Genomic DNA, 18,522 nt, shown 5'->3' on the forward strand with positions numbered 1-18,522 from the left:
GACCTCGTGGGCCAAAAAAAACCCGGGCGCGCGGCCCAGGCAAGTCCAACAGGGAGGAACATGTTTTGCCTCTTGGAAAGGCCCCGACATGTGCGGGAGCTGTATTTTGGATAGATCAGGGCACGCTGTGTTGCCTTGATCTGGGTCAATCTCAGGCGACCAGACGGTAGCCTCCGGATTCCGTTACCAACAACCGAGCGTTAGAGGGATCGGGTTCGATCTTCTGGCGCAGGCGGTAGATGTGGGTTTCCAGCGTGTGTGTGGTCACCCCAGCATTGTACCCCCAGACCTCGTGCAGCAGCACGTCTCGCGCCACAACGCCGTCGGTCGAGCGGTATAGGAATTTGAGGATGTTCGTCTCTTTTTCCGTCAGCCGGATTTTTTTGTCGTCCTCGGTGATCAGCATCTTAACACTCGGTTTGAACGTGTAGGGCCCAAGGGTGAAAACGGCATCTTCAGACTGTTCGTGCTGGCGCAACTGCGCGCGGATACGGGCCAATAGGACCGGGAACTTAAAAGGCTTGCTGACGTAGTCATTAGCGCCTGCATCAAGGCCGAGGATCGTGTCCGCGTCTGTGTCGTGTCCGGTCAGCATCAGGATTGGTGATTTCACTCCCTGTTTGCGCATCACCCGGCATAACTCGCGCCCGTCTGTGTCGGGCAAACCAACATCAAGGATGACGAGGTCATAAATCGCTTCCTTCGCCTTGATCAGCGCGTCGCTGCCATTGCCGGCTTCGAACACGTCGAAGTCTTCGGTCATGATCAACTGTTCGCTGAGCGCTTCACGCAGGTCTTCGTCGTCGTCGACAAGCAGGATTTTCTTGAGCTGTGCCATCTGTGATCTCCCGTTTCCTTGAAGCATAGATGTGGGCAAGCAACGATTTCGGCAAGTTTTGTGCGTTTTGTCTCACGCCCATGTGTGGGTGACGCGGCAAATGTTTCAATTCCGAGCCGTTTTGCTTATGTCTGGCGAACATTTGCTTGGGATTTTGTAACATGGGCCTTGGGCCGGACATCGTTGAAACGCTGGCGCGGGCCCGCGCGGATCTGCGCATGGGTGTGCCGGTTGTGCTGACTGGCGCAACGTCCGTGATCGCAGTGGCCGTAGAAACGGTGTCAGAAGAACGGCTGGCCGCCATCCGCACCTTGGGTGCTGCGCCAGTGCTGGCGTTGACTGGGTGGCGTGCGCAAACCCTGAAAGCACGGGCGTATGACGGGGATATCGCGCGGATCGTCGTGCCCGATGCGGTTGCCTTGGGCTGGTTGCAGGCGCTGGCCGACCCGGCGGACGATTTGTCGAGCCCGATGAAGGGCCCATTGGCGTCCGTTCGGGATGGTGATGCCAGCCCGCACCGCGCAGCGGTGCAGTTGTGCAAGTCTGCCCGCCTTTTGCCAGCAGCACTGTGCGCGGATGTCGAGGATGGGTTAGGGTTTGCGGCCAAACAGGGGTTGACGGCAGTGCCAATGGCCCTTGCCGCGCCGTTTCTAACCGCCAACAGCCAGTTGCACCCTGTCGTGGCCGCGCGTCTGCCCATGGTCGCCTCCGAGGCCGGGCGTGTGCATGTGTATCGCCCCGAAGATGGGGGTGAGGAGCATTACGCCATTGAAATCGGACGCCCGGATCGCAGCGCCCCTGTGTTGGCCCGTCTGCACTCGGCTTGTTTCACGGGCGACGTTCTGGGCAGTTTGAAATGTGATTGCGGGCCGCAACTGCGGGCCGCCCTTGCTCAGATGGGTCAGGAAGGGGCCGGTGTGCTTCTGTATCTGAACCAGGAGGGACGGGGCATCGGACTCGCCAACAAGATGCGTGCCTACAGCTTACAGGATCAGGGTTTTGACACTGTCGAGGCCAATCACCGCCTTGGGTTTGAGGATGACGAACGGGATTTTCGTCTTGGCTCGGACATACTGAAGTCGTTGGGATTTGGGGCAGTCCGCCTGATGACCAACAACCCGGCCAAGGTCGCGATGATGGAGGCCAGCGGGATTTCGGTGCCGGAACGTGTGCCACTGGTGGTGGGCGAGACTCAGTTCAATCGCGATTATCTGGCGACCAAGGCCGCGAAGTCCGGTCACCTGTTATAGCAAAAGGAAATCACATGAAGGGCAGATGCTACTGCGGAGACATAACCTATGAGGTGACCGAAGATCCGGTTGTCAAACTGCAATGCCATTGCCGTGAGTGCCAATACATCAGCGGCGGTGGACCCAACTATGCCATGCTGGTGCCGGATGCCGGATTCACGATCACGCAAGGCACACCAAACACGTTCACCCGAAGCGATATAGAAAACCCACGCACGCGCCAGTTTTGCGGCAATTGTGGAACCCATCTGACCACGATCCTTCCCGGTCGCGGATTGACCGTGGTCAAAGTAGGCACGTTGGACGATCCGGCGGGGGATTACGGTGGGCCAGATATGGCAATCTTTATGAAGGACAGCCAACCCTTCCATCTCGCACCCGAAGACAAGCCGCAGTTTCAGGAATCGGTGCCGCCGCGAAAATGAAGGCAACTGATCTGGTATTCACCCCACGCGGTCTGCGATTCGCAGGCAGGATGTTCCCCTGTACGATCGGGCGCGGCGGGATCAGTGCTCGCAAACGCGAAGGAGATGGTGCGACGCCGGTGGGCGTACACCGAATCGTCGGTATGCTTTACCGCCCCGACCGCATGGCCCGCCCCACTGGTTGGGCAATCCCGATCCGACCGGGCGACCTGTGGTCGGACGATTCGCGTGATGACGATTACAACACCATGGTCCGCGCACCTTACCCGTTCAGCCACGAGGTGTTGCGGCGTGCCGATCCGCTATACGATCTAGTGATCCTGACGGATTGGAACTGGCCCTATGCGGTGCCGGGGCGCGGGTCAGCGATCTTTATCCATCGCTGGCGCAGGCCCGGATACCCAACGGAAGGGTGTATCGGGCTGCGGCCTGCGGATTTACACTGGATCGCACCACGCATCCGATTTTCAACTCGGTTGATCGTGCCTCAGTAGGTCCGGGGCGTTATCCCGCAACCCGCGCACCGAAGATCGCAGACCCCACCCGCACATGGGTTGCCCCAAGTGCGATGGCTGATGCAAAATCACTGCTCATCCCCATCGAGAGGCCCGTTAACCCATTGCGCGCAGCCAGTTTTTGCAGAAGCGCAAAGTGCAAGCTGGGTTCTTCGTCAATCGGCGGGATGCACATGAGACCCAGCACGGGCAAATCAAGCCCGCGGCAAGTCTCAACGAAGTCGTCTGTTTCCGTGGACATGACCCCAGCCTTTTGCGCCTCTTCCCCAGTATTCACCTGAATGAACAGGCCGGGGCAGTTTCCGGTTTCCTGCGCAAGCCGCGCAATGGTGTTGGCGAGTTTCGGGCGGTCGAGCGTGTGGATGGTGCCGAACAACGCCATGGCCTGCCGCGCCTTGTTGGTCTGGAGCGGGCCAATCAGGTGGACGTCAATATCGCCATAGGTTTCGCGAAATGCGGGCCACTTGTCGCTGGCCTCTTGTACCCGGTTTTCACCAAAAAGCCGGTGGCCCTGATCCAAAACGGCAGCGACCCGTTCCTTAGGTTGCACTTTGCTAACTGCGATCAGCTTGACGGACCCGGCCGGACGCCCCGCCTTGGCCTCGGCCTTGGTGATCTGTTGGGTGATATCGGTGAGGGACATAAACGCGAACCTTTGTACCTGTGGCGCGCAGAAGACAACAGGTCGTTCCAAATGAAAAGGGGCGCGCCAAAAGGCGCGCCCCAATTCTGTCAGGTGTTTTTCAACTTAGAAGTTGAAGACCACACCCAAGTCAGCAACGGAGTTGCCGGCTATGTTTGAGCCGACACCGCCGCGCAGGGAGACACCGCCGCCCAGGCTGTGACGGAAGCCAATGCCGTAAGCTTCGTCCGCAGCGTCGATGCCGTTGTCGGAGAACGCAAAGCGGATGTCTGTAGTCGCGCTGATGTCATACTTGACCGAGAAACCATACGACGTGTCGTCTTGGATGTCCGAGTCGCCAACGACAATCGAGAAGGCAAACGCGCCGATGTCGCCACCGAAGCCCAAAGCCCAGAAATCGTTGTCGAAGAAATTGGCGTTTGTCGGTACAGCCAAACCATCTTCACCAGTAACGTCCACCGACCGGTTACCGAATGCAACGCCAGCGTTGTAGTTACCGAAGTTGTAGCCAAAGCCAACTTGCCACTCTTCAGCTTCTGTGATGAATGTGTTGGGTGAGGTATCACCCACAACATTCTTGGCGCCGTCTGTGTATGATACGGATGCTGTAAAATCACCCATTGCGTAACGCAGTTTAATGGTGGGGTCGACGCGCGCATCATCACCAGATACGCCAAAGCCAGAATTTGGAAGGCTCCAACCGGACGACTGTTCAACGAACGATGTCAAACCAACGCCGTAACCGTAGTAGTTGAGTACGTCGCCGGAATCGAGCACGTCAGACACGTGGCCTACGTCGAGACGGAAACCGCCAGACGTTACAGCAAAACCTGCTGCGGAACGCTGAGCAACGTTGGATGATCCGAAACCACCGCCTTCATAGGCAGTGCCGACGCCGCCGGGTTGACGAGGGTTGGCGCCGCTTTCGTCTGTCTGGAACCGGATACGGCCTTCGAACTTAAGACCGTTGTCTGATGTTGTGACACCGGTTGCTGTCAGGCGGAAACGCTGCTCGACGCGTGTTGAGTCGCCGACATCGTTATCGTTTTCTTGGTAGTACAAGCCGAAACGGCCAAATCCACCAAATGATACTTCCGCTGCGGCCATGCCAGCTGTGGCGACCAATGCGGTTGTAGCAAAGAGAACTTTTTTCATGAGTTTTCCCTCGGGTTTCTATTCACATACCCTAACTGGCTTATCCAGCGAGGGGATGAATGCTGTTTCGTTCATTTGCCCGGCCTACTCAAGCCGAGCCTTCCAAACGGTCGCAATTCCGACATGGTTGGTGCAGCTTTGCCACAGTTCGATTTTTGCCTAGCTGTGACTCGCCCCAGCAGCCAGCGCCTTGCGGGGTGGATTCAACTTGTCTATCAGGAGTGTGAAGTTGGTCTTGATGGAACGGCAAAATGAGCATTTCTTTGTCTTTAGGGCGATTTACGGCACTTGTACTTGTTATGTGCTGTGCAATTGCTCTGACGGGTTGCGGCCAACGCGTTGGCGTAAGCGCGCCCAATGAGACCAGTGTTGACAGTGACATTGCGCAAAGCCGCGATGGCGTTGGTGGGACCACGTTAAGCGAGTCCCTGCGCGCAGGGCGCAATCAGGAATCGATTGTTCAGGTCAACCGGTATATCTGGATCGCCACGCTGCAAGTACTTGATTTTCTACCTATCCAATCGGTTGATCCATTCACTGGCGTGATTGTCACTGGCTTTGGCACGCCCCCCGGCGGAGGGCGGTCCTATCGCGCCACCGTTCTGATCAGCGACCCGGCTCTTGACGCCCGCTCCCTGAATGTTGCTTTGCAAACCAACGGTGGGTCCGCAAGTGCGGCCACCGTGCGTGCTGTCGAAGACGCCATTCTGACCCGTGCGCGCCAGTTGCGCATTGCCGACAACCGTCGCTAAAGCCCTTTCGGGCGCTCTCATTCCCTACTAAACAAGCGTCGGGCCCTCACTTGCTGAGTTCTGGGCCCGCTGTTTTCATGTTCAAGACCAGGATCGCCCCAGCCCCATGCCCACCTACTCCCCTTCCGATATCGAAGCCCGCTGGCAGGCCGCCTGGGATGAAGCCGATCTGTTCCGCGCCAAACGTACCGCGGGCAAGCCCAAATACTATGTGCTTGAGATGTTCCCCTATCCAAGCGGTCGCATCCACATGGGTCACGTGCGCAACTACACGATGGGTGACGTGATTGCCCGCTACAAGATGGCCACAGGTCACAATGTGCTGCACCCAATGGGCTGGGATGCCTTTGGAATGCCTGCGGAAAATGCGGCCATGGCCATTGGTGGCCACCCCAAGACGTGGACCTACGACAACATCGCGGACATGCGGTCTCAGATGAAACCGCTGGGTTTGTCCATCGACTGGTCACGCGAATTTGCCACCTGCGACCCTGAATATTACGGACAGCAGCAGGCCCTGTTCCTCGACTTCCTTGAGGCTGGTCTTGTCTACCGCAAAGAGGCGCAGGTGAACTGGGACCCGGTCGACATGACCGTGCTTGCCAACGAGCAGGTGATTGACGGCAAGGGCTGGCGCTCGGGCGCCGAGGTCGAGCGTCGCGAGCTGACGCAGTGGTTCTTCAAAATCTCGGATATGGCGGGTGAGCTGAAATCAGCCCTCGATGACCTTGAAAACTGGCCTGCCAAAGTACGCCTGATGCAGGACAACTGGATCGGTGAGTCGCGCGGCATCGACATTCCCTTTGTCCGCACGGACGGGGCTGGAACTATTCTGTGTTACTCCACACGCCCCGACACCATGCGCGGTGCCTCTTTTATTGCCGTGTCCCCTGATCACCCTGTAGCCAAGGCGCTTGAGGCAGACAATCCTGATCTTGCCGCCTTCATCGACGAATGTCGCAAGATGGATACAACCGAGGCGGCCATGGAAAAGGCCGAGAAAAAGGGCATTGATACCGGCCTGCGGGTCAAGCACCCGGTTTATGCGGATGTCGAACTGCCCGTCTGGATCGGCAACTTTGTGTTGATGGATTATGGCACGGGTGCTGTCTTTGGATGCCCTGCGCATGATCAACGTGACCTTGATTTTGCACGAAAATATGACCTGCCGGTGCGCAATGCGTTTTACATGCCCGGCGATGAAACAGAAGTTGGGACCGAGGCGCTTGTCCCCGCCAAGACCGAAAAGGTCGCCTTCATCGACCATTTCGCCGGGGCCGGGACTGTGTCCAGCCAAGAGGCCATCGACGCCACCATTGACTGGTTCGAGGCAAATGATCTGGGCAAGGGCCAGACCCAGTATCGCCTGCGCGATTGGGGGCTGAGCCGTCAGCGTTATTGGGGTTGTCCGATCCCGGTTGTGCATTGTGATGCCTGTGGCGTGGTCCCTGAGAAGAAAGAGAACCTGCCCGTTGTGCTCCCCGATGATGTCAGTTTTGACATCCCCGGCAACCCACTGGATCGGCATCCAACGTGGCGCGATGTGCCCTGCCCGTCTTGCGGCGCGCCTGCGAAACGCGAAACCGACACGATGGACACATTCGTTGATTCGTCGTGGTACTTTGCCCGCTTCACCGCGCCCCGCGCAAACACACCCACGGTGGCCGAAGACGCAGCATACTGGATGAACGTCGATCAGTATATCGGCGGGATTGAACACGCGATTCTGCACCTGCTCTATTCTCGCTTCTTTGCCCGAGCGATGCATATCACCGGGCACCTTCCCGAAAGCGCGATTGAACCGTTTGACGCCCTCTTTACCCAAGGCATGGTCACACACGAGATCTATCAGACGCGCGATGCCAAAGGACGGCCGGTCTACCACCTGCCCGAAGATGTGACAGACGGCAAACTGGCCGACGGGACCGAGGTGGAAATCATCCCTTCGGCCAAGATGTCAAAGTCCAAAAAAAACGTTGTCGACCCGCTGGGCATCATTGCTGCTTACGGCGCGGATACGGCGCGCTGGTTTGTTCTATCTGACTCCCCACCCGAACGGGATGTGGAGTGGACCGCGAGCGGTGCCGAGGCTGCCTACAAACACCTTGGTCGTGTCTGGACGATCTGTGATCGCATTGCTGCGATGGACAAAGATGCGAGCGGATCGGGTGACGACGACCTGCTGCGCGCCATGCACAAGACCATCCATGATGTGACCATGGGTGTAGAATCATTTGGCTTTAACGCAGCCATTGCCAAGCTCTATGGCTTTACCGCCACTCTGCAAAAGTCCAAGGCCGGGTACGCCGCACAGCGCGAGGCAGTTATGACACTCGCGCAGTTGATGGCCCCAATGACTCCGCACCTGTCCGAAGACATCTGGGCCCATCAGGGCGGCGAAGGATTGATTGCGACGGCGCCTTGGCCAGTGGCGGATGAGGCGATGCTGGTCTCTGACACTGTCACCCTCCCCATCCAGATCAACGGCAAGCGCCGGGGCGAGATCACTGTGCCCGCAGACATGGACAAGGCAGAGGTCGAAACCCTGAGCCTTGCCAGCGAACCGGTGCAAAAGGCGCTGGCCGGCGGTACACCCAAAAAGGTGATCGTGGTGCCGGGCCGCATTGTGAACGTGGTGATCTGATGCGTGTCATTGCTTTCCTCGTGATCCTTGCCCTGGGTGCCTGCGGGTTTACTCCGGTCTACGGGCCGAACGGGGCGGGCACAGTGCTGCAAAACCGGGTGCTGGTCGACAAACCAGACGACCGCACCGGGTTCCTTCTGGTCCAAAGGCTCGAAGAACGGCTGGGCCGTTCCAGCGACCCAGCCTTCCGTCTGGCCGTCGATCTGGCCATGCGGGCAGAAAATCGTGCCATTGACCCGGACGGCGACATTCGGCGGTTCCATCTGATCGGGACAGCGGAATACACGTTGCTTGAGGCGGGGACAGACGTCGTGGTGCAAACCGACACTGTCGAAAACTTTGTCGGCTATTCCGCCACTGGCACCACAGTCGCAACTTTGGCGGCGCGCCGTGACGCTCAGGAAAGACTGATGACCATCCTCGCTGACCAGATCGTTTTGCAACTGCAAGGCAGCGACCTGTGAAACTTACGTCTGCGCAAACGGGCACCTATTTCACGAACCCCGACAAGGACGCCGCTGGCGTGTTGATCTACGGTGCTGACGCCATGCGCATCGCCCACAAACGCCAGCAAATTGTCGCCGCCCTGATCGGCCCCGCGGGCGAAGAAGAAATGCGCCTGACCCGGATTGCAGCGGCCGACCTGCGCCGCGAACCTGCGCTGGCACTGGATGCAGTCAAGGCCATGGGCTTTTTTCCGGGTGCCCGCGTGGCCTTGATCGAAGACGCAAACGAAAATGTCGGGCCAACCGTGATCGAGGCGCTTGGCGCCTGGAATCCCGGCGATGCTCAGATCATCGTGACCGCCGGTGCGCTCAAACCCACCTCAAAAATGCGTAAGGCGTTTGAGACGCATGGGCAGGCCTATGCCGCCGGGATCTACGATACACCCCCAACACGGGACGAGATCGAACGCGACCTCAAGGCCGCCGGTATTGACCAACCTCCGCAAGAGGCAATGCAGATGCTGCTGACCCTCGCGCGTGATCTGGAGCCGGGCGACTTTCGCCAGACTCTGACGAAAATCGGGCTCTACAAACGGGGCGTCTCTGATCCGCTGAGTGCAGACGACATAAGCGCGTGCGCCCCTGCGTCGATCGAAGCGGCAGTGGATGACGTTTTGCTGGTGGTGGGTGACGGACAGGCCGCTGAAATCGGTCCGGTTATGCAACGCCTTTCGGCACAGGGTGTGAACGCGGTCACACTATGCATCGGGGCCATGCGCCATTTTCGAACGCTGCACCGCGCCGCCGTTGACACCACCGGGCGCCCACAGATTTGGGGGCCGAACCGGGACAAAATGGTGGCACAGGCACGCAAGTGGGGTCCGGTCAAACTGGAACAGGCGCTCACCGAGCTCACCGACACAGACCTGCAATTGCGCTCCGCAGGCCAACACGCCCCCGCGCTGGCGCTGGTCGAACGCACGTTCATCCGACTGGCCATGCTCGCGCAACGCTAAGAATCGCAGGTCTTCTCTGACCCAAGTATGGTGGGGGAGTCCGAGGGACGGAGATACCCCAGAAACATGGCGACGCCACAAGGCGCCCACATCATCACGCCCCGCCCGCAAACATCGCAGTCACTTCGGCGTCTGTCATCTGGTGGCGCCCTTCCCCGGCAAAGCTGTAGGCCTCGGGCTTGAGGTCGATGTATAGCTCGCCCGTGAACGGGATGTTGGATACGTCACTCAGCGTTCCAAATCCCACATGCATCTCACCGTGCATAGGCCCCTCAGCGGTCACCCTATAAAACAGACTGCTGCCGCAAGTCTTGCAAAATGCCCGCTCTGCCCACGGCGACGAGGTATAGATGCCAATCTGGTCTTTGCCGGTGATCTTCATGCCATCCTTTGGCACGGCCACGGCCAGGTACACGCCCCCTGACCACTTGCGGCACATGGCGCAATGACAGGCCCCGGTTTCTTTCACTTCGGATGTGATCTCATATGAAACTGCGCCGCAAAGGCAGGCTCCGCTGTGTGACATGTGATGGCTCTCCGGTTGCTACGTCCTGTTCATAGTACCAAAACTCCACTGCCACTTTCTGGCAGCATGTGCATTTGCCATTGCGCCCCCTTAGGTCCACTGCAATTCTTGCCACTCAACAAAAGCAGGAGAGGCCATGTACCGCGTCATTGGAACCGTCAAAAGCCGCGCGTTTCGCGTCATGTGGATGCTCGAAGAACTGGGCCAACCTTATGAGGTTGTCGCGGCTGGCCCCCGCTCGGATGAGGCGCGCCAATACAATCCTCTGGGTAAGATCCCCGCTTTGGTCGATGGCGATGAGGTCATGACCGACAGCGTCGCGATCATGACCTATCTGGCGGACAAACATAATGACCTCACCGCCCCTGCCGGCACGCCTGCGCGCGCGCGACAGGATGCCATGACACTGTGGCTGATTGATGAGTTAGATGCCGCGCTTTGGGTCAACACCAAGCACACATTTGCCTTGCCAGAAAAACTGCGCGTGCCCGGCCTGACGCCGACGCTGCACAAGGAGTTCTCGCGCAATGCCGACACCTTTGCGGGGATGTTGGAAGCGGCAGGAGGAGAGTTCATCATGGGTGATCAGATCACCCTACCCGACCTTTTGGCGGTCCACTGTTTTCAATGGGCTTTTGGGGCACAATTCCCCGCAATTCCGGAACCACTCAAGGCCTATACAAAGCGACTGCGTGCCCGCCCGCAGTTCCGTGCCGCACAGGATCACTAATCGGCAGGGCCGGGATTATCCGGTCAGCCAGTCCACAACGCCTTGCCCCGCATGACGCCCTGTCGCAAGGCAGGCCGTCAGCAAATAGCCCCCGGTTGGCGCCTCCCAGTCCAGCATCTCGCCTGCACAAAACACGCCGGGTTTTGCGTTTAGCATCAGACGCGCATCAAGGGCCGCCGCAGGCACGCCTCCGGCTGTTGAAATCGCTTCGTCCATTGGGCGCACCCCGTCGTGACGCACGACCAGCTTTTTCAGCCGCCGCGCGACTGCCTTGTGATCATCGGGCCATGGCCGTCCCCATTCCTGCGCCAGCGCGATGCGCAATGGGTCGAGTTTCAAGACCTTGCGCAGATGGTTGGCAAAACTGTTTTTGCCTCGGGGCCGCGCAAGCCGGTTCGCCACCTCATCCACGCTCAGGTCCGGCAGCAAATCAACATAAAGAGGCGCGCCCTCCCGCACCCCACGCGAGACGGAGTAGATGCCGCCGCCTTCCAGCCCCCGGCGCGACAACACTGCCTCGCCTCTGGAACGAAAATCTCCTGCCCGCCATGCCACGCCTTTCAAAGGCTGGCCAAGCAGGCGGAACATGTGTTCGGACCAGTCCACCGATAGCCCTGCATTGGCCGGCGCAAACGGTGCAAGATCGACGCCCTGTGCGCCCAGTACATCCGCCCATGCGCCGTCCGATCCCAACCGTGCCCAACTGGCCCCGCCCAACCCGAGAACGACAGCGTCGCACTGCACAACTTGAGGTCCATCCGGGGTGTCAAACGTCAAAGCCTCGCCTTCCCATCCTGTCCAACGCCAGCGTGTACGGCGCGCAACGCCCATCCCATCCAGCCGGGCGAGCCATGCGCGCAAGAGCGGAGAGGCTTTCATGGCGCGCGGAAAGACGCGGTTGGTTGTACCAACGAACATGTCCTGACCCAGATCTTTGGCCCATGCCGCGATGGCTTCATTGTCAAAGCTCTCAAGGGCTGGTGACAGCCACGGGGCCGCTTCCTGATACTGCGCGATCACCTGATCCATGGGGGCCGCGTTGGTCAGGTTCAGACCCGACTTACCCGCCATCAGAAATTTGCGGCCCAGCGACGGTTTGGCCTCGTAAACCGTGACGCCCAATCCTGCCGCGGCCATAACCTCGGCGGCTGCCAGCCCAGCCGGGCCTGCGCCAATTACAGCAACCTGTTTCATTCAGAGCGCGTTCGTAATTCGCCCGACACTTCGATCGTGCGGTGCGGATATGGGATGGTGATGTCGTTGTCCTTGAGCGCGTTCCAGATCAGGAACAGCACGTCCGAAGTGTACTTGTTCGGCCCGTCATCGACCCCATTCACCCAGAACTCGACGGCAAAGTCGATGCCGCTGTCGCCAAACCCACGCAACTCGCAATCAGGAGGGTAGGGTTCATTCAGCACTTCGGGATGCTTGGCCACAGCCGCTTCAATGATGTCCGGAATCGTGTTGATGTCTGTGTCATAGCTTACCGAAAACGGTGCCTCGTAGCGATTGGCTGACCCGGAGTCGGAGTAGTTCACCACACGGGTGGTTATGAAATCCTCATTTGGGACAACAATCCAGCGGCCATCGTAAGTTTCAAGAATCGCAGCGCGCGCGGTCATCTTAACGATGATCCCCGCCTCTCCCCCGTCCAGCTCCACATAATCCCCTACAGTCGCCTGACCCTCGATCAGCAGGATCACACCAGAGATGAAGTTTGACGCGATCTTTTGCAGGCCAAAACCAAGCCCAACACCAATCGCGCCCCCGATCACCGCAAGGGCAGACAGATTGACGCCCATGATGTTCATCAGCAGCAGGAAGGCGACGCCAAAAATCGAGAATTCGACCGCCTTCAGCAACAGTTGCCGGATCGACGGGCGCATCTGATCCTGTTGTTCGATCAGGGTCGCGGACTGTTTGTTTGACCACTGGCCCAGCCAGAACAGGATAGATCCTGCAATCAGCCCGCGCACGATGCTCATCAGGGAAAACTGGATGTTGCCCAAGCCGACAACTGTTTCGCTCAACAACTCCGAAACAGTATCGAGCAGTCCCAGCGCATAGATGGCCGCAACGGGCACCAGAACAACGCGCCCCAGCAGCTTCAGGAATGGATCCTTGATGATGTCCCGCACAAGGGCACGCGCGGCCAGAAACAAGAAAACGCGTTTGCCAAAGGCAATCACCGCGCCACTGTCAAAGATCGAGCGCACCACAGTTTCCCCAATGCCCGTGAACGCATAGGCCATCAGCGGAAGCAAAAGCGGCAGGAACTGCGCCACAAAACGGCGAGACTGGGCGATGATACTGTCGCTTGCGCCCGGATCGAGCAGCCGAGCAAGCGCCGGGCGCATCCGCCGCGTGACCAGAACGGCGGCCACGTAAGCCACGATCAGCAACCCAAACTGAGACCACGCCGCCGGGCTTAACAACCAGCTGAGCGCAAGTTCGTAACCCTGAACCGCATAGCCCGCGATTGTTTGCACAATCTCCGGCTGGCTTTCGAGATCAAATTCCACTGGTCACCCTTGCCCTGAATACAATGCAGGTCAATTGTCATGGTCGTGACGTGTTGTGCAAGGGAGCACGCAGAATGTCCGACCCGATTTGCCCGCTGTGTGACCGTCCGATCCCGGACGATGCACCCTCCAGCCTGCACCACCTGATCCCAAAGCTAAAAGGGGGTAAGGGCGGGCCAACAGTGTTGATGCATCACATTTGCCACCGCGAAGTGCATGCGTCACTAAGCGAAGCGGAACTGGCCCGGGAGTTCAACACGCCCGAAGCGCTGCGCGCCCACCCACGCCTTGCGAAATTCGCCAAGTGGGTGGCCAAGCGCCCGCCCGGGTTTGCCTCGAAAATTCCCGGCAAGCGACGGGCGCGCTAGAGCTTGCGTTTGGAAGACGGCGCAACGGGGCGCGTGTCCAAAGCGTCGCGCACGTCCGGCAGTACACTTTGGACAAGCAAAGAAACCCGCTCTTGGCGAGTCAGAACCTATGACGCAGGCTTGGGTCCACACACCGGACGATCAGGTTGAATGATGAAATTGTCGCGCACCATGGAGTGCACAACCCTAGCGCGCATTGACGATTCTCCGAAATTCTATCGGCGCGTTTCCTGCTGACACAAGGCCTTGATCGCGCGTGCGGTCTTTGGATCGGCCGCAACACAGTCTGCGCAAAGCGCCTGGGCCCGTTCCATCAAGTTCTCAGCCGGCACGATCCGGTCAACCAGCCCAAAGGCAAAGGCGTCGTTCGTGTCGATCTTTTCCCCGGCCATCAGCATCAATTTGGTGCGCGCCGCCCCAATCAGTGCGGTCATGCGCACAGGATCACTGGGCTGGGGCAGAAATCCAAGCTTCATCACCGGATAGAAGAATTTTGCCCCCGGCACGGCGATGCGCAGGTCGCAGGCCAGAACCATACCATTCGCCCCACCGGCCACAGTGCCGTTCAGTGCCGCGATGCTGAGGCCCGGATAGGCCGCGATGGCACCGGACAGTTCCTCCCAAAGCGGCGAGGTGGCAAGGCCTGCGCGTGCTGCTTCAAGATCAGCGCCTGCACTGAACACCCGGCCCTTGCCCGTCAGGATCAGGGCGGCAGAGTCTTTGGCACCCCGCACCGCCTCGATCAGATCCCGCAACATCGCTTCGGTCAGCGCGTTGGCTTTGTCGGGGCGATCCAGTTTCAGGGTTGTGATCCTGCCATCCGTCGTCGAGTGGATCATACGAGACCAACCGCCGCACGGATGTCTGGGTCACGTAGCGAAATCTCCTGCCCCAACCATGCGTCGGCTGCATCCGAACACATCCACAACAACGCACGCGCAGGCCAGTCCGCCGGAATGTGATCAGACCAGTCAAGCTGGCTGACCGGGTTGATCCCGCTTGCCTTGATTTCGCGCTGCATTTGGGTGGCCACTGTCCCGGGGCTAAGGCCCATGGCACGAATGCCTGCGGCCCCGTTTTCCTTGTCCACACAGCGCGTGAGCATGGCCGCAGCAGCCTTGGACGCGCAATAATGTGACCACGCCTCGACAGGGCCATGGGCCGCGCCCGAACTGATGGTAAGAATTGTGCCTTTGCCTGCGGCGAGCATCACGGGCAAAGCCGCGCGCATGCCGTAAAAGATACCTTTGAGATTGATGTCGATCACCTGGCCCCACTCAGCAGGGTCAGCGGTGGCGAGATGCGAAATGGGTTCGATCACACCTGCGTTGCCGATCAGCACATCAAGGCCGCCAAACTTGGCAACCGTCTGATCCACAGCTCCCGCAACCGCGTCGTAATCGCTCACATCACAAGGAATTGCGATCGCCTGCGCGCCGATCTCATTTGCGAGGGCAGTGATGGCATCGCCACTCCGCGCCACCAATGCCACATTGGCCCCAGCCGCAGCAAAAGTACGGGCAGTATCGGCGCCTATCCCACGGCTTGCGCCTGTGATCAGCACTGTTTGTCCTGACATGTCCTGCATTTTGCCTACCTTTCCGTATGATCTACCTTGCACTGTCGTAAATCCCGGATACGTAGAGGTCCAGTACAAGACCTTGACGCGCGACCAGCGCTACCGGACGATACAGCCCTATTCTGACCTGAAGGATTCTATCATGGCTCGTTTTTCCATCTTGACCCGCAGCACTGCGATGGCGCTCTGCTTGCCCGGCACCGCCGCACTTGCAGACCTCACCAGCGCCGATGTGTGGTTGGACTGGAAAGCTTACATGACCAGCGCCGGATACCAAGTCAGCGCCAACGAAGCGACCAGCGGCGGGACACTGACGGTCACAGACCTGAACATGTCGATTCAGTTCGCAGAGGACGAAGCCGAGGGCGCCGCGAGCATTGCCATGGAAGCCCTACGCTTTGTCGAGCAGGGGGATGGGTCCGTATCCATTGAATTGCCTGCCCAGACTTCGGTCGACGTGATCATGACACCAGAAGCAGGCGACTCCGCGACCTTCAGTATCAACTTTGATCAGACAGACCCGGTGATGAACGCAACGGGCGAACCCGGTGATCTGACTTACGAATACAGCGCCTCTGCCGCGGCCATGGCGATGTCGGGCCTGACGATAGACGGCGTGCGCGTACCCGAGGACATCGCAAAGGTCAATTTTGCGTTGTCTGACCTTGCCTACACAGTGCAAACCACCGTGGGTGACTTGCGCACTTTGAAACAGGACATGAGCGTCGCCGGCGTGAATTATGACGTGGCCTTTACCGATCCCGCAGGCGAAGGCAAATTTAAGCTGGTTGGCGCGATGCAGGGTATCGCCATGGATGGTAGCGGAGTGTTGCCGCTGGACAGCGACCCGCAGGACATGAACGCGATGCTGAGTGCGGGCCTCGATTTTGACGGTACCTTTACCTCCAACGGCGGCAATTATGAACTGACCTTTAATGGCCCCGAAGGCAGTGGCACGGCCAACAGCACCTCCGAAGGCGGTGAGATCAGCATTGCGATGGACACGGGCGGCCTGAATTACGGCGTTCAACAGCGCAATGTCGACTTCAACATGCTGATCACGGAATTCCCCCTGCCCCTATCCATTTCCGCAGCCAAGATTGGCACGTCCCTCATGATGCCTTTGCAAAAATCTTCGGATCCGCAGGATTTCGGCATTGAGGTACTGCTAAGCGATTTCACAATGTCGGACATGATCTGGGGCCTGTTTGACCCCGCCGGCCAATTGCCGCGGGACCCAGCCTCGTTGCTGGTGGATTTGAGCGGGCAGGCGAAGGTCCTGTTCAACTTCCTTGACCCGACACAAGCTGCAATTCTGGAACAGACCGGAGCCACACCTGGCGAATTGAATGCGTTGACGTTGAACGCACTGGAACTGGAAGCCGCCGGGGCCAAGCTGACCGGCGAAGGCGCCTTTACCTTCGACAACAGCGATCTGGTGACCTTTGACGGTATGCCCCGCCCCTTGGGTGGAATCGACCTGAACCTTGTGGGTGGGAACGGCCTTCTCGACAAGCTTGTCGGCATGGGCCTTGTGCCCGAGGATCAGGCGATGGGCGCCCGTATGATGATGGGACTGTTCGCGGTTCCCGGTGACGCGCCCGATACGCTGAATTCGCGCATCGAAGTGAATCCAGAAGGCCATGTTCTGGCCAACGGGCAGCGCATCCGCTGATACGGTCTAAGCGGGGCTGTCGGATAATGCCCCGTCGTCCCGTAAACAAAGGGTGATTTTGCAAGTTGGGCCACCGATAATCCTCTCAAGGGGATGTACGGCCATGGGGGATCAAAACTGTCTTCCCCCACGACGGGCTTACTTGCTGGACTGTCAAAGTAGTTGGCCTGGGCTATCCATGGCCGCGCGCTTGTGCTCGTCAGCGCTGGTCACAAACATGTCGAAGACGAAACCCTGTTCTGGTCGCTTTTGGCCTCCACCGAGAGCCTTTTCCCCGAACAACGCGGCTGATCTGGCAAGCCAACGAACCGGTGAAGGAAGAGGTCGAGCCCCGGATGTCTCATAGCACCCGGAACCCGACCGTTGTCTCTATCAGAACCGCCAGTCCATGGTGAATTTCAACACCTGAATCTCAGTATCAAAATACCTTGTGGACGGCAGAACGTTGCCGGGGACCTGGAAGCTGTAGAAATCTCCGCCCAAGTCAGTGTAGGAGTAATCGAGGCCCAAAATCAGTTTCTCCGAATACCCGTATCTCACACCAAAGCCCGCCGAGACGCCAGTTTGGAAACTGTCTCCTGACGCACTGTACGCACCTGAAGTGGCGCAAGTCCCGAACCCTGCTCCTGCAGGGCATGATTGGCCGTAACCCACATTGGCAAATCCCAAACCAAGGGTCGCGTACGTCATTCATTTACCAGATGCATAGCCGATACGAGCCTTTAAACCACCGAGGCTGTTTATTTCACTGGTCTGCCTTAGAAAGTTTCCGTCTGCCACACTACCGTCTGCATTGGCAAAGCTGACGTCAGCAACCACACCAAGCACCATATTGTTGCTGAACTGATTGTCATAGGCGATCTGCCCGCCAAGCGCGAAGCCATCCGGGCTCTGGTCAGGTATTCCCCCAAGGGTTGCAATAGCTGGAGCCTGTGCTCCGTCACCCGAAATACTTGAAAGGCTGATACCACCAGACCATCCGGTCCAGTTGTAAGTATCCTGCGCCGCCGCCATGCCAGGTATCATCGATGTCGCAGCAATAGCTGCGCTCAATAGAGTTTTTGTTTTTAGTTTCACTTTTTTGTTGCCTTCCAAGTTATTGCTTTCGTGCTGTTCGTTTCCAAAGTTCCTAAAATTGGAAAGAGGGAGAGCACGCGAACACTGTGATCCTCCCCCTTTGAATCGGTCCGCCCCTATAGTTAGGAAACGGAGGATCAAACATGGGAATCAAACGTCACAAGCCGGAAGAGATTGTCACGAAGTTGCGGCAGGTTGAGGTATTGTGCGGTCAGGGAATGCCGCGCATCGATGCAATCCGTCAGGTGCAGATAACCGAACAGACATTCTATCGTTGGCGCAAGCAATACGGAGGCATGGGGACGGACCAACTGAAAGAGCTCAAACGTCTTCAGAAGGAGAATGACCGGTTGCGCAGAGC

General features: G+C 58.5%; 21 protein-coding genes. 11 read left to right on the forward strand and 10 right to left on the reverse strand.

What is annotated here, in order from left to right:
- Positions 1–151: 151 nt before the first annotated feature.
- Positions 152–838 (reverse strand): response regulator transcription factor, encoded by a 687-nt coding sequence (locus DHN60_RS15220; protein WP_108838177.1) that lies wholly within the window; start codon positions 836–838, stop codon positions 152–154.
- Positions 839–999: 161 nt separating this feature from the next.
- Between DHN60_RS15220 and ribA the strand changes: the two genes are divergently transcribed.
- From ribA to DHN60_RS15235, 3 genes are read left to right on the forward strand one after another with little or no spacing between them, the layout of a single operon-like run.
- Entirely contained in the window at positions 1,000–2,088 is a 1,089-nt protein-coding gene (gene ribA / locus DHN60_RS15225) for a GTP cyclohydrolase II (RefSeq protein WP_108838178.1), read from the forward strand.
- 14 nt (positions 2,089–2,102) lie between these two features.
- Positions 2,103–2,513, forward strand: a complete 411-nt coding sequence (locus tag DHN60_RS15230; protein ID WP_108838179.1) for a GFA family protein — start codon at positions 2,103–2,105, stop codon at positions 2,511–2,513.
- Positions 2,510–3,007 (forward strand): L,D-transpeptidase, encoded by a 498-nt coding sequence (locus DHN60_RS15235; protein ID WP_108838180.1) that lies wholly within the window; start codon positions 2,510–2,512, stop codon positions 3,005–3,007. Before DHN60_RS15230 ends, DHN60_RS15235 begins: the two co-directional genes overlap by 4 nt.
- 10 nt (positions 3,008–3,017) lie before the next feature.
- On the opposite strand, the gene DHN60_RS15240 is transcribed toward DHN60_RS15235, so the two are convergent.
- Positions 3,018–3,671: a YggS family pyridoxal phosphate-dependent enzyme gene (locus tag DHN60_RS15240; protein ID WP_108838181.1), complete on the reverse strand. Its 654-nt coding sequence runs from the start codon at positions 3,669–3,671 to the stop codon at positions 3,018–3,020.
- A gap of 105 nt (positions 3,672–3,776) precedes the next feature.
- Positions 3,777–4,826, reverse strand: coding sequence for a porin (locus DHN60_RS15245; RefSeq protein ID WP_108838182.1), 1,050 nt, complete (start codon positions 4,824–4,826; stop codon positions 3,777–3,779).
- A 251-nt stretch (positions 4,827–5,077) separates the two neighbouring features.
- On the opposite strand from DHN60_RS15245, the gene DHN60_RS15250 reads away from it, so the two are divergent.
- The 4 genes from DHN60_RS15250 (at position 5,078) to holA (ending at position 9,684) form a co-directional block, all read left to right on the forward strand.
- Positions 5,078–5,578 carry a DUF3576 domain-containing protein gene (locus tag DHN60_RS15250; protein ID WP_234423656.1) on the forward strand — a complete coding sequence of 167 codons (501 nt, stop codon included), beginning with the start codon at positions 5,078–5,080 and terminating at the stop codon, positions 5,576–5,578.
- A gap of 106 nt (positions 5,579–5,684) precedes the next feature.
- Positions 5,685–8,222 carry a leucine--tRNA ligase gene (gene leuS, locus DHN60_RS15255; protein ID WP_108838184.1) on the forward strand — a complete coding sequence of 846 codons (2,538 nt, stop codon included), beginning with the start codon at positions 5,685–5,687 and terminating at the stop codon, positions 8,220–8,222.
- Positions 8,222–8,686 carry an LPS assembly lipoprotein LptE gene (gene lptE / locus DHN60_RS15260; protein WP_108838185.1) on the forward strand — a complete coding sequence of 155 codons (465 nt, stop codon included), beginning with the start codon at positions 8,222–8,224 and terminating at the stop codon, positions 8,684–8,686. Before leuS ends, lptE begins: the two co-directional genes overlap by 1 nt.
- Positions 8,683–9,684 carry a DNA polymerase III subunit delta gene (gene holA, locus DHN60_RS15265; RefSeq protein WP_108838186.1) on the forward strand — a complete coding sequence of 334 codons (1,002 nt, stop codon included), beginning with the start codon at positions 8,683–8,685 and terminating at the stop codon, positions 9,682–9,684. Before lptE ends, holA begins: the two co-directional genes overlap by 4 nt.
- 94 nt (positions 9,685–9,778) lie before the next feature.
- Here holA and DHN60_RS15270 read toward each other — a convergent pair whose 3' ends face one another.
- Positions 9,779–10,210: a GFA family protein gene (locus DHN60_RS15270; protein WP_108838187.1), complete on the reverse strand. Its 432-nt coding sequence runs from the start codon at positions 10,208–10,210 to the stop codon at positions 9,779–9,781.
- A 136-nt stretch (positions 10,211–10,346) separates the two neighbouring features.
- Here DHN60_RS15270 and DHN60_RS15275 point away from each other — a divergent pair, with 136 nt between their 5' ends.
- Complete coding sequence (locus tag DHN60_RS15275; protein WP_108838188.1) at positions 10,347–10,940, forward strand: glutathione S-transferase family protein; 594 nt, start codon at positions 10,347–10,349, stop codon at positions 10,938–10,940.
- Positions 10,941–10,955: 15 nt separating this feature from the next.
- Here the strand turns inward: DHN60_RS15275 and DHN60_RS15280 are convergent, their stop codons facing one another.
- The gene (locus DHN60_RS15280; protein ID WP_108838189.1) at positions 10,956–12,134 is read right to left on the reverse strand and encodes a TIGR03862 family flavoprotein; all 1,179 of its coding nucleotides are present in this window, start codon (positions 12,132–12,134) and stop codon (positions 10,956–10,958) included.
- A complete protein-coding gene (locus DHN60_RS15285; RefSeq protein WP_108838190.1) occupies positions 12,131–13,462 on the reverse strand; it encodes a mechanosensitive ion channel family protein in 1,332 nt (443 codons plus the stop codon). Before DHN60_RS15285 ends, DHN60_RS15280 begins: the two co-directional genes overlap by 4 nt.
- A 74-nt stretch (positions 13,463–13,536) precedes the next feature.
- Here DHN60_RS15285 and DHN60_RS15290 point away from each other — a divergent pair, with 74 nt between their 5' ends.
- Positions 13,537–13,830, forward strand: coding sequence for an HNH endonuclease (locus DHN60_RS15290; RefSeq protein WP_108838191.1), 294 nt, complete (start codon positions 13,537–13,539; stop codon positions 13,828–13,830).
- Between the two features lie 215 nt (positions 13,831–14,045).
- Here DHN60_RS15290 and DHN60_RS15295 read toward each other — a convergent pair whose 3' ends face one another.
- The gene (locus tag DHN60_RS15295) at positions 14,046–14,669 is read right to left on the reverse strand and encodes an enoyl-CoA hydratase/isomerase family protein (protein WP_108838192.1); all 624 of its coding nucleotides are present in this window, start codon (positions 14,667–14,669) and stop codon (positions 14,046–14,048) included.
- Positions 14,666–15,418, reverse strand: a complete 753-nt coding sequence (locus DHN60_RS15300) for an SDR family oxidoreductase (RefSeq protein WP_108838193.1) — start codon at positions 15,416–15,418, stop codon at positions 14,666–14,668. The genes DHN60_RS15295 and DHN60_RS15300 overlap by 4 nt, the downstream gene beginning before the upstream one ends.
- Positions 15,419–15,551: 133 nt before the next feature.
- On the opposite strand from DHN60_RS15300, the gene DHN60_RS15305 reads away from it, so the two are divergent.
- Positions 15,552–17,084, forward strand: a complete 1,533-nt coding sequence (locus DHN60_RS15305) for a DUF2125 domain-containing protein (protein WP_108838194.1) — start codon at positions 15,552–15,554, stop codon at positions 17,082–17,084.
- Between the two features lie 372 nt (positions 17,085–17,456).
- Here the strand turns inward: DHN60_RS15305 and DHN60_RS15310 are convergent, their stop codons facing one another.
- A complete protein-coding gene (locus DHN60_RS15310; RefSeq protein WP_108838195.1) occupies positions 17,457–17,774 on the reverse strand; it encodes an outer membrane protein in 318 nt (105 codons plus the stop codon).
- Complete coding sequence (locus DHN60_RS15315) at positions 17,775–18,179, reverse strand: hypothetical protein (protein ID WP_108838196.1); 405 nt, start codon at positions 18,177–18,179, stop codon at positions 17,775–17,777.
- 125 nt (positions 18,180–18,304) lie between these two features.
- Between DHN60_RS15315 and DHN60_RS15320 the strand changes: the two genes are divergently transcribed.
- Positions 18,305–18,522 (forward strand): transposase (locus DHN60_RS15320; RefSeq protein WP_159089233.1); only part of this gene is annotated, 218 nt, incomplete at its 3' end.

The organism is Tateyamaria sp. Alg231-49, assembly GCF_900143535.1.
In the GTDB taxonomy this organism is placed as follows: Bacteria; Pseudomonadota; Alphaproteobacteria; order Rhodobacterales; family Rhodobacteraceae; genus Tateyamaria.

Coding starts and splice junctions, on each gene's coding strand:
- DHN60_RS15310 (WP_108838195.1), bottom strand. CDS start 17,774: ATGACGTACGCGACCCTTGGTTTGGGATTTGCCAATGTGGGTTACGGC.
- DHN60_RS15245 (WP_108838182.1), bottom strand. CDS start 4,826: ATGAAAAAAGTTCTCTTTGCTACAACCGCATTGGTCGCCACAGCTGGC.
- DHN60_RS15270 (WP_108838187.1), bottom strand. CDS start 10,210: ATGTCACACAGCGGAGCCTGCCTTTGCGGCGCAGTTTCATATGAGATC.
- DHN60_RS15220 (WP_108838177.1), bottom strand. CDS start 838: ATGGCACAGCTCAAGAAAATCCTGCTTGTCGACGACGACGAAGACCTG.
- DHN60_RS15235 (WP_108838180.1), top strand. CDS start 2,510: ATGAAGGCAACTGATCTGGTATTCACCCCACGCGGTCTGCGATTCGCA.
- lptE (WP_108838185.1), top strand. CDS start 8,222: ATGCGTGTCATTGCTTTCCTCGTGATCCTTGCCCTGGGTGCCTGCGGG.
- DHN60_RS15280 (WP_108838189.1), bottom strand. CDS start 12,134: ATGAAACAGGTTGCTGTAATTGGCGCAGGCCCGGCTGGGCTGGCAGCC.
- DHN60_RS15290 (WP_108838191.1), top strand. CDS start 13,537: ATGTCCGACCCGATTTGCCCGCTGTGTGACCGTCCGATCCCGGACGAT.
- DHN60_RS15300 (WP_108838193.1), bottom strand. CDS start 15,418: ATGCAGGACATGTCAGGACAAACAGTGCTGATCACAGGCGCAAGCCGT.
- DHN60_RS15250 (WP_234423656.1), top strand. CDS start 5,078: ATGAGCATTTCTTTGTCTTTAGGGCGATTTACGGCACTTGTACTTGTT.
- leuS (WP_108838184.1), top strand. CDS start 5,685: ATGCCCACCTACTCCCCTTCCGATATCGAAGCCCGCTGGCAGGCCGCC.
- DHN60_RS15275 (WP_108838188.1), top strand. CDS start 10,347: ATGTACCGCGTCATTGGAACCGTCAAAAGCCGCGCGTTTCGCGTCATG.
- ribA (WP_108838178.1), top strand. CDS start 1,000: ATGGGCCTTGGGCCGGACATCGTTGAAACGCTGGCGCGGGCCCGCGCG.
- DHN60_RS15295 (WP_108838192.1), bottom strand. CDS start 14,669: ATGATCCACTCGACGACGGATGGCAGGATCACAACCCTGAAACTGGAT.
- DHN60_RS15230 (WP_108838179.1), top strand. CDS start 2,103: ATGAAGGGCAGATGCTACTGCGGAGACATAACCTATGAGGTGACCGAA.
- DHN60_RS15240 (WP_108838181.1), bottom strand. CDS start 3,671: ATGTCCCTCACCGATATCACCCAACAGATCACCAAGGCCGAGGCCAAG.
- DHN60_RS15305 (WP_108838194.1), top strand. CDS start 15,552: ATGGCTCGTTTTTCCATCTTGACCCGCAGCACTGCGATGGCGCTCTGC.